The 8,690-nt window shown below is 68.7% G+C and carries 10 protein-coding genes; 1 reads left to right on the forward strand and 9 read right to left on the reverse strand.

The window, feature by feature from the left end; all coding sequences use genetic code 11:
• Positions 1-86: 86 nt before the first annotated feature.
• The 7 genes from AC1DOC_RS09205 to AC1DOC_RS09235 form a co-directional block, all read right to left on the reverse strand.
• Positions 87-464 (reverse strand): DUF3597 domain-containing protein, encoded by a 378-nt coding sequence (locus tag AC1DOC_RS09205; RefSeq protein ID WP_015867813.1) that lies wholly within the window; start codon positions 462-464, stop codon positions 87-89.
• 144 nt (positions 465-608) lie between these two features.
• Positions 609-1,667 (reverse strand): serine endopeptidase, encoded by a 1,059-nt coding sequence (locus AC1DOC_RS09210; RefSeq protein WP_478129696.1) that lies wholly within the window; start codon positions 1,665-1,667, stop codon positions 609-611.
• Between the two features lie 30 nt (positions 1,668-1,697).
• Positions 1,698-2,495: a DUF2145 domain-containing protein gene (locus tag AC1DOC_RS09215; RefSeq protein WP_278877110.1), complete on the reverse strand. Its 798-nt coding sequence runs from the start codon at positions 2,493-2,495 to the stop codon at positions 1,698-1,700.
• Complete coding sequence (locus tag AC1DOC_RS09220) at positions 2,492-2,950, reverse strand: hypothetical protein (RefSeq protein WP_478080155.1); 459 nt, start codon at positions 2,948-2,950, stop codon at positions 2,492-2,494. Before AC1DOC_RS09220 ends, AC1DOC_RS09215 begins: the two co-directional genes overlap by 4 nt.
• 41 nt (positions 2,951-2,991) lie before the next feature.
• Positions 2,992-3,498 (reverse strand): YiaA/YiaB family inner membrane protein, encoded by a 507-nt coding sequence (locus AC1DOC_RS09225; protein WP_478080154.1) that lies wholly within the window; start codon positions 3,496-3,498, stop codon positions 2,992-2,994.
• Positions 3,499-3,624: 126 nt separating this feature from the next.
• A complete protein-coding gene (locus tag AC1DOC_RS09230) occupies positions 3,625-5,583 on the reverse strand; it encodes an MFS transporter (protein WP_478129697.1) in 1,959 nt (652 codons plus the stop codon).
• A 14-nt stretch (positions 5,584-5,597) separates the two neighbouring features.
• Positions 5,598-6,458, reverse strand: a complete 861-nt coding sequence (locus tag AC1DOC_RS09235) for a hypothetical protein (protein WP_478129698.1) — start codon at positions 6,456-6,458, stop codon at positions 5,598-5,600.
• 138 nt (positions 6,459-6,596) lie between these two features.
• Here AC1DOC_RS09235 and AC1DOC_RS09240 point away from each other — a divergent pair, with 138 nt between their 5' ends.
• The gene (locus AC1DOC_RS09240) at positions 6,597-7,331 is read left to right on the forward strand and encodes a helix-turn-helix domain-containing protein (RefSeq protein ID WP_015867820.1); all 735 of its coding nucleotides are present in this window, start codon (positions 6,597-6,599) and stop codon (positions 7,329-7,331) included.
• A gap of 3 nt (positions 7,332-7,334) precedes the next feature.
• Here the strand turns inward: AC1DOC_RS09240 and pyrF are convergent, their stop codons facing one another.
• Together pyrF and AC1DOC_RS09250 are read right to left on the reverse strand one after the other, a co-directional pair.
• A complete protein-coding gene (pyrF, locus tag AC1DOC_RS09245; RefSeq protein ID WP_015867821.1) occupies positions 7,335-8,159 on the reverse strand; it encodes an orotidine-5'-phosphate decarboxylase in 825 nt (274 codons plus the stop codon).
• Positions 8,160-8,192: 33 nt separating this feature from the next.
• On the reverse strand, positions 8,193-8,690 hold a 498-nt coding region (locus tag AC1DOC_RS09250; RefSeq protein WP_478129699.1), incomplete at its 5' end, for a uracil-DNA glycosylase family protein.

Below are 8,690 nucleotides of genomic sequence, written 5' to 3' on the forward strand. Positions count from 1 at the left end.
CCGGGGGCAACACCAGCGGCCCGGCGAAGCCGGTTCCGCGGTGTTCCTGGAAATTCCCTTTTCGGCAGAAGCCGCCTTTACTTTATTTAGTCGCGCAGTTCGGCTGGCAGCGTGCCGCCATTGGCGGCGATGCGAGTCATCACCTGCTTGTGCAGGCCGATGTTCCATTCGGCCGAACCCGGTTCGCCGTTGCTGTAGAGAATTTCGCTGGCCAGTTCCTTGCGCGCGGCGAGGCTGCTGTCCAGGCCCAGCAACTTGAGCAGGTCGACGATCGAGGTGCGCCAGTTCAGGCCGGCGGCACCAGGCATCGCGTCCAGGACGGCGGGCACGTCGCCCAGTGGGATCGCAGGCGGCGGTGCGACAGCGGCCGGCGCGCCGGGTGCAGCCGCCGGCGGTGCGGCGACGACTTCAGCGGCGTTGGCCGACGGAAAAATCTTGGAAAAAATCTTGCCGAAAATGCTCATGGGTGTGCTCCGTCAATGTGAATGGGAAAACCCGCGGCACGGCGTTGCGTGACGCAGCCCGGGGTTGTAGCACGACCGTGCGGCGCTTTCGCTACGTGGCCGGCTGAACCGGCGCGCCCAGCGTGACCGATTGCGCAGTGCCGGTCACAGTGTGTGCGGCGCCTGCGTTGCGGCCGCGGAGGTGCCGCAGGCATGGCAGAACTTCGAGAACGCGCTCTTGCGCGTTTCGCACTGGCCGCAGTGGTCGAACAGGCCGATGCCGCAGTGCGGGCAGAAGTCGATCTCGCCGTTCTTCAGGTCCACCGGGCGCTCGCAGCCGGGGCACACGCCCTTGCCGAGCCGCGCGAGTGCGACGTCGTAGCTGAGCTCCTCGCGGCGCACCTGGTCGGGCTGCTGCTCGGCGAGCTTCTGGCGCGCGAGGTAGGCGTTGAGCGCCACGATCGCATAGCGCMCCACGAGCACCGTGACCACAATGCCCACCACGTAGCGCACATAGCCGCCGTAGCTTGGCAGGTACGGCACCAGCTCGACGAAGAAGGCGAACAGCGCAAAGAAGATGAAGCCCCAGACAAAGGGCCAGTAGGTGCTCTTGCGCTTCTTTGCGAACAGCCAGCCGGCCACGACCAGCAGCGGCAGCGTGAGCGCCAGGCGGTAGGCGAACACGCGCAGTTCGACGCGGCGGTACTCGGCGTCGAGCTTTTCGCGCGCATCGCGCTCCAGCAGCGACAGCGCCTCCCGGGCGCGCTGCTCGGCCTGGCGCGCGTCGAGCACGGCCTGCTGCTGCGCATTCACCAGGCGCTGGACCTCGTCCTCCTTCTGCTTGAAGGCATCGAGCTGCTTGGTGCGTGCGATCAGCTCCGTGTCCTGGTCGGGCTGCGCGGTGGCGCGCCGCGTGGCGATCCAGTTGCCGAAGGTCTCGCGCGCGTTGGCGCTGGCCTGCCGCGCGGCGCTCTGCTGCAGGCGGACCTGCTCCAGCTGCCGCGTCGCCTGCAGCTCGGCGGCCTCCGATGCCTTGATCGTGCTGCGCAGCGGCTCGGCCGCGGGGCGGTCGATGAAGTCGTCGAGCTCGAGCGCCCGCTCGACCCGCGGCAGGTCGTCCACGACGGCGCCGCCGAGCCCGATCAAAAAGATCGCGAACGCCAGCGCCACGAGCCAGAGCCCGCGGCGAAACCATTTTTCGGACAGACGCAGTGACTTGCTCATTTCATTCTTTCGGTAGGAGAGAGAGATTTCTTATGGCAGCTTGAACGCCACCGGCGCCGCGCCGAGCCCCGCGCGCGGCATCCATGCGAACACCGAGTCGACCGTCACCGTCTCGATGCGGTCCGAGAACCGCTTCTCGTTCGGATGGTCGTCGAAAGCCACGTTGGCCGAGCCCACGCGGCCGCCCAGCCGCGTGAGCGGGCCGAGCCTGAGCGTGGTCGGCTCGTAGCCCTTGAACTGCATCCATGCCTGCGCCTGCGCGCGGCTGTTGATGGTGGCCGGCTCCATCGCCGCGGCCAGCGTCTCGATGGCCCACTGGTTCGACTGCTGGTACTTCTGCCCCCAGGCGTAGCTCACGATGCTGTAGGGCGCGATGTTCAGCCGCACGATGCGCGCAGGCGGCTCGCGGAGCGCGGCCAGCAGCTGCGCCTGCACGGCGGGCGTGGGCACGACCCAGGCGGCTTCGTAGCGCCACAGGTCGTCGAGGAAGAATTCGCCAAGCCCCTGCCGGTAGACCGCGGCCACGGCGCTGCCGCACTGGTTGAGCTTGTGCACCACGCGCCATGGACCCTCGTCGGTCTTGTAGGCGATGCCCAGGTGCGAATAGCGCAGGCCGTACTTGCCCAGGTCCTGCCCGGCGCGCGCCAGCAGCACGGCGCGCGCGCCGCTGGCATCGAGCTGCTGCGAGGTGCGCTCCGCCATCTGCATGCCCTTGACGATCAGTTCGGCGGTCGGCCTGGCCTGCTCGCAGGAGCGGCCGGCCTGCGCCTGCAGCGGCAGCGCCACAGCGAGCGCGAGCAGGAGCGCAGGAAAGACCGCGCGCTTCACGACAGCCTCTCGTTGTGCAGCAGCGCGCGGCCGATGGCATTGGGCACGAAGGCCAGCACCTCGCCCGCGGCCGACAGCACGACGCCGCTGCCGATCACGCTGACCAGGACGCCCGTGCCCACCGCCGCCGAAACGCCGTTGGCCGCGCGCCCCATCACCTTGACGCTGGCACGCGCGCCGTCCGAGGCACGCTCCAGCAGGTAGACGGTGCCATCGGCCGAGGCCTCGACCGCCACCACCGTGAGCATCGAGCCGCCCACCGAGAGTGCGGCGGGCAGCGCGACCACGGCCGCCGCGGAGGCGCCCACCGCGGAGGCAGCGCCCACGACCGAGGCCACCGGCAGCAGCGAGAGCGCCGCCGAAGCCTCGCTCTGCGCCTGGGCATGGAAGGGCAGCGCGGCGCCCGCGAAAGCGGTGCAGGCGGCAACCAGAAGCGCAGCAACGGATTTTTTCATGACGGTCTTTCGTGGATGGATGATGAAAAAGAAGGCGGCGCTCATTCGGCCGAGCCGGCGGCAGCGGCTTCCTGGCGGGCGGCGCGGCGGCCCTGCAGGCGCGCGTCGATCAGGTCGGCTTCGTGGCGGTCGCGCAGGGTCTTGGCCAGCGTGAAGGCCGAGCTGATCAGGAACAGCCAGCTCACACCGAGGAAGGCCTTGTAGGCGTCGTTGATCTCCATGCGGACCAGGCCCCAGCCGGTCAGGCCCATCGCAGTGAAGAAGCTGCCCCAGACCACCAGGCGCCACATCGGCACGTCGCGGCTCGCTGCGGTGCCGCCGGCGGTCGCTGGCTGGCTGTCGCGCACGAACTTGGCCAGCATGAAGGCGGTGCTCAGGCAGAACACATAGCCCATCACCATGAACGCCCGGTCCAGCGCTTCGCCCGGCAGCCAGCTCAGGCCGGTGGCGCACAGGAACACAGCGGTCGCGAACGAAGCCCAGACCTGGAACTGCCAGGCCCGCGTGTCGCGCTGGATCGAAACGGTGGTGGAAGGGAAGGTTTGCATGCGTGCCTCGCGGCGTAGTGAAGGTGAGCGAATGATGGTTCGCTCCCGCACCGCGGGGCTCGAATGCTTCGACCAGTTCCGGTTTGAGCCGCTACTGGTATCTGGAAAAGATACTTTTCTGGCGCCTCAGGCGGCCAGCAATCCGCTCACGCGCTGCTGCAGCGCCTCGGGCCGCACCTCGGGCGGTGGCACGGCATGGCCGACGTTGAGCCCCACGCGGCTGAAGAAGCCGCGGCGGAAGGGCTTGGCCATGGCCACGTTCTCGCCGCCGCGCAGCTCGATGCGGCTGAAGTACGAGCCCCAGAGATTGGTCAGCGCCATCGGGATCACCGGCGGCTCGATGCCTTCGGCGCGCGCGCTTTCGATGATCTTCATCACGCCGCCCTTGAAGGGCTGCAGCTGGCCGTCGCGCGTGATCGCGCCCTCGGGAAAGATGGCCAGCAGGTCGCCTTCGCGCAGCACGCCCAGCGCCCTGGCAAAGGCCGCTTCGTAGGCCGCCGGGTCTTCCTTCTGCGGCGCGATCGGAATCGCCTTGGCCAGCTTGAACAGCCAGCCGAGCACCGGCACCTTGAAGATCCGGTGGTCCATGATGAAGCGGATCGGGCGCGGGCTTGCGGCCATCAGCAATATCGCGTCGATGAAGCTCACGTGGTTGCACACCAGCACCGCGGCGCCTTCGGTGGGAATGTGCKMSTCGCCCTTGATSTCGAAGCGGTAGACGAAGYGCGACAGCATCCACGCGATGAAGCGCAGCAGGTATTCCGGCACCAGCATGAAGATGTAGAACGCCACCAGCGCGTTGGCAATGCCCGTGAACAGGAAGATCTGCGGAATCGTGAAGCCGGCGCCGAGCAAGGCACCCGCGATCACCGAGCTGCCGATCATGAACAGCGCATTGAGGATGTTGTTGGCCGCGATGATGCGTGCGCGGTGCGTGGGCTGGCTGCGCAGCTGGATCAGCGCGTACATCGGCACGCTGTAGAGCCCCGCGAAGAGCGACAGCAGCGCCAGGTCGGCCATCACGCGCCAGTGCGCGGCCTGGCCCATGAAGGCGCCCAGCCCCATGCCGGCGGACGGCGGCAGCCCGCGCGACGCAAAGTACAGGTCGATGGCGAACACGCTCATGCCGATCGCGCCCAGCGGCACCAGGCCGATCTCCACCTGCCGCCGGCTCAGCGTCTCGCACAGCAGCGAGCCCGCGCCGATGCCCACCGAGAACACCACCAGCAGCAGCGAGGCCACCTGCTCGTCGCCGTGCAGCACTTCCTTCGCGAAGCTGGGGAACTGGCTCAGGAACACCGCGCCGAAGAACCACATCCACGAGATGCCCAGGAGCGAGCGGAACACCACGATGTTGCCGTGCGCGAGCTTGAGGTTGCGCCAGGTCTCGCTGAACGGGTTCCAGTTGATCACCAGGCCCGGGTCGGTGGCGGGCGCCCGCGGAATGGCCTGCGCCACGCCGCGCCCGACCAGTGCCAGCAGCACGCAGGCCACCGCCACCGTGGCGTGGCCCACCTGCGGCAGCGCCACCAGCAGCCCGCCCGCCACCTGCCCGAGCAGGATGGCGACGAAGGTGCCCATCTCGACCATGCCGTTGCCGCCCGTGAGCTCGCGCGCGTCGAGCACCTGCGGCAGGTAGGCAAACTTGACCGGCCCGAACAGCGTGGAATGCAGGCCCATGAGGAACACGCAGCCCAGCAGCACCACCGCATCGGCGCGCACGAAGCCCCAGGCCGCAATCAGCATGATCGCGATCTCGAGGTTCTTGACGAAGCGGATCATCTTCGTCTTGTCGAACTTGTCGGTGAGCTGCCCCGCCGTCGCAGAGAACAGCAGGAACGGCAGGATGAACAGCGCGCCGATGGCCAGGCCCGCCATGGCCGGCGGCATCCAGCTCAGCTGGAGCTGGTAGGTCACCATCACGGTGAAGGCGAACTTGAAGAGGTTGTCGTTGGCCGCGCCCGCGAACTGGGTCCAGAAGAAGGGCGCGAAGCGCCGCTGCCTGAGAAGCGCGAACTGGTTGGCGTGGGCGTTCGCCTCGTGGGGCGCGGTGGCGGCAGTGGCAGCAGCGGCGGGGGTTGTCATTCGAAGAATTCTCCTCATGCCGTCAGGGCGGCGGCTGCGTCGGGATTGTGCCGCAGCAGGGTCGCGCGCCAGTTCATGTCGAGCTTGCGCAGCGCCGCCAGCACCGGCAGGCCCGCCAGCGATGCGGTCAGGTGCTTGAGGGTGTGGCCCGAAACCACCTGCTGCGCCGCCTCGTAGATCGCGTGGTCCGCCAGTTCGAAGACCTTGGCCAGCGCATAGAAGCAGATCACCCAGCCCAGCTTGAGCCCGACCGCGCCGCGCATCGGCGTGGCCAGCGCGAGCGTGAGCACCAGCGCCATGCCGCCGAACTGCACGATCGCCCAGGGCAGCACGTTGCCGCTTTCCTGGAACACCTCGGCCGACAGCAGCCCGGCCATCAGCACGAACCAGGCGGCCGGCCAGCCGGCGCGCTGGCTCACGCGCTCGCAGACCGCGATGCCGATCAGCCCCGCAAAAGCCACCGCCATGCCGGCACGGTCGGCCGCGAGCCGGGCGCCATCGGGCACCAGGTGGAAGAAGGCCGATCCCGCGGCGGTGGCAACCAGCCCCGCGAAGAAAAGCCAGGCGCAGTCGAGCGTGTTGTCCGGCGGATCGTTGGCCGGCGGTGCCAGCGGGAACTGCGCCAACGCCTCCTGGTGGGCGCGGTCGATCCGGTTGAGCCGGTACAGGCCCCAGAAGCCGATCAGCAGGAAGGGCAGGTTGCTCAGCACGTCCATCGCGTTGGGCAGGCCGTGCCAGCTGCGGTCGTCGGCGAACACCGAGGCAATGGCCACCTCGGCCGCCGGCAATGCCGGGCCGAACAGGGCCACCAGCGCGAGCAGCGCGAAGGTGAAGRGCAGTCCGCGTTCGCGGCGGCTGAGGGTGGGCAAAGGCATGGCGGTCCTCGGTGGTGGATGGCAGGAGCCGCGGAATTTAGTTGCCAGTCGCTCCACAGGCATCGAGAATCGATACGAGGCACTAATTCACACCTTTCGGTATCTTTTTCTAATACCTTTTTCCGCAACGCCACCCTCATGAGCACCACCGTCGACCTCGTCCAAGCCCTCAAGAACGAACTCAAGAGCGCCCGCATGACCTACGCCGACCTGGCGCGCTCGCTCGACATGGCCGAATCCAGCGTGAAGCGCATGCTGGCCAAGAGCGACATGCCGCTGTCGCGGGTCGACGCGATCTGCCGCGCGCTCAAGATCGACTTCGCCGAGCTGGCGCGCCGCGTGGCCGACGCCCAGCCGCTCTTGAAGGAACTCACGCACGAGCAGGAAAAGGCGGTGGTCAAGGACAAGAAGCTGCTGCTGGTGGCCATCAGCGTGCTGAGCCAGTGGACGCTGGAGCAGATCGTGGCGGCCTACCGGATCAGCGAGGCCGAGTGCATCGGCTGCCTGGCGCAACTGGACCGCATCGGCATCATCGAGCTGCGCCCGCTGAACCGCTACCGGCTGAAGCTGGCCAAGACCTTCCGCTGGCGGCCGCACGGCCCGGTGATGGAGTTCTTTCGCGAGAACGTGGTGCTCGACTACTACGCGGGCGGCTTCGACGGCCCGGCCGAGGGGCTATTGCTGGTGCACGGGCAGATCAGCCGCTCGCTCGCGCCGGCCTTCCTCGAACGCCTGCAGCGCGTGGCGCAGGACTTTGCGCAGCAGCACCAGACCGACCAGAAGCTGGCCGCGAAGGACCGCGAGGGCTACACCTTGCTGCTGGGCATGCGCAACTGGGAGTTCGAAGCTTTCACCAGGCTGCGCCGCGCCTGACGATCAGGGCTTCGCGGCTTCGAGCGCGTCGCGCGTAGAGCGTGCGGCCTTTTGGGCCGCCTCGGCAAAGTCGTCGCCCGAGGAGGCGTAGATGATGGCGCGCGACGAGTTCACGATGATCGGCGCATCGGGGCGCCAGCCGGCGCGCACCGTGGCCACCGCATCGCCGCCCTGGGCGCCGACGCCCGGAATCAGCAGCGGCACCGTCGGTGCGAGTTCGCGCACGCGCTCGATCTCGGCCGGATAGGTCGCGCCCACCACGAGGCCGAGCTGGCCGTTGAGGTTCCACGGGCCCTGCGCCAGCCGGGCGACGTGTTCGTAGAGGAAGGGCTGGCCCTCGATGCCTGCCAGGCGCTGGCCCTGCAGGTCGGAGCCGCCGGGGTTGCTGGTGCGGCAGAGCAGGAAAGCGCCCTTGCCCTGGTGCTTGAGGTAGGGCGCCACCGAGTCGAAGCCCATGAAGGGCGACAGGGTCACGGCGTCGGCGCCGTAGCGCTCGAAGGCCTCGATGGCGTACTGCTCGGCCGTGGAGCCGATGTCGCCGCGCTTGGCGTCCAGGATCACGGGCACGCCGGGCGCGTTGCGGCGCATGTGCTCCATCAGTTGTTCGAGCTGGGCTTCGGCGCGATGGGCCGCGAAATAGGCGATCTGCGGCTTGAAGGCGATGACCAGGCCGGCCGTCGCGTCGACGATGCGCGCGCAGAAGTCATAGATGCGGCTGGCGTCGCCCTTGAGCTGCCCCGGGAACTTGGCTGGCTCCGGATCGAGCCCCACGCAGAGCAACGAACCGTTTGTTTGCTGTGCGGTGGCCAGCTTGTCGAGGAAAGTCATGGGGTCCGATTTTAAGGACCCGGCCGCCGGCCCCTAATTCGACGGAGTTTCCTGCTCGGCCGCCAGGCACAGGTCGGCCCAGGCGCGGGCCTTGTCGGCCGGGTTCCGCAGCAGGTAGGCCGGGTGGTAGGTGGCCACCACCGGCACGCCGCTGGCCGAGGGCAGCGGCACCGCGCGGCCGCGCAGCTTGCCGAGCGGATCGGCGCTTTGCATCAGGCTCTGGGCGGCCAGCGGGCCCATGGCGAGCACCAGGCTCGGCGCCAGCGCGGCGGCATGTTCCGCGAACGCCTCGTCCATCGGACGCGGGCTGCCGGGCTGGCCGGCGCCCACGCCGCGGTGCGTGCGCATCAGGTGCACCGGCGTCCTGCCGTCGTGCAGCTGGAGGGCGCGCAGCATGTTGTCGAGCAGCTTGCCGGCATCGCCCGCAAAGGGCTCGCCGTGGCGGCCGTCGGCTTCGGGCGGCATGTCGGCCACCACCAGCCAGCCGCCTTGCGCCGCTTCGGCGGCGGCCTCGGCGTAGAGGCGGCGGGG

The organism is Variovorax sp. 01T439_2 (assembly GCF_056398445.1).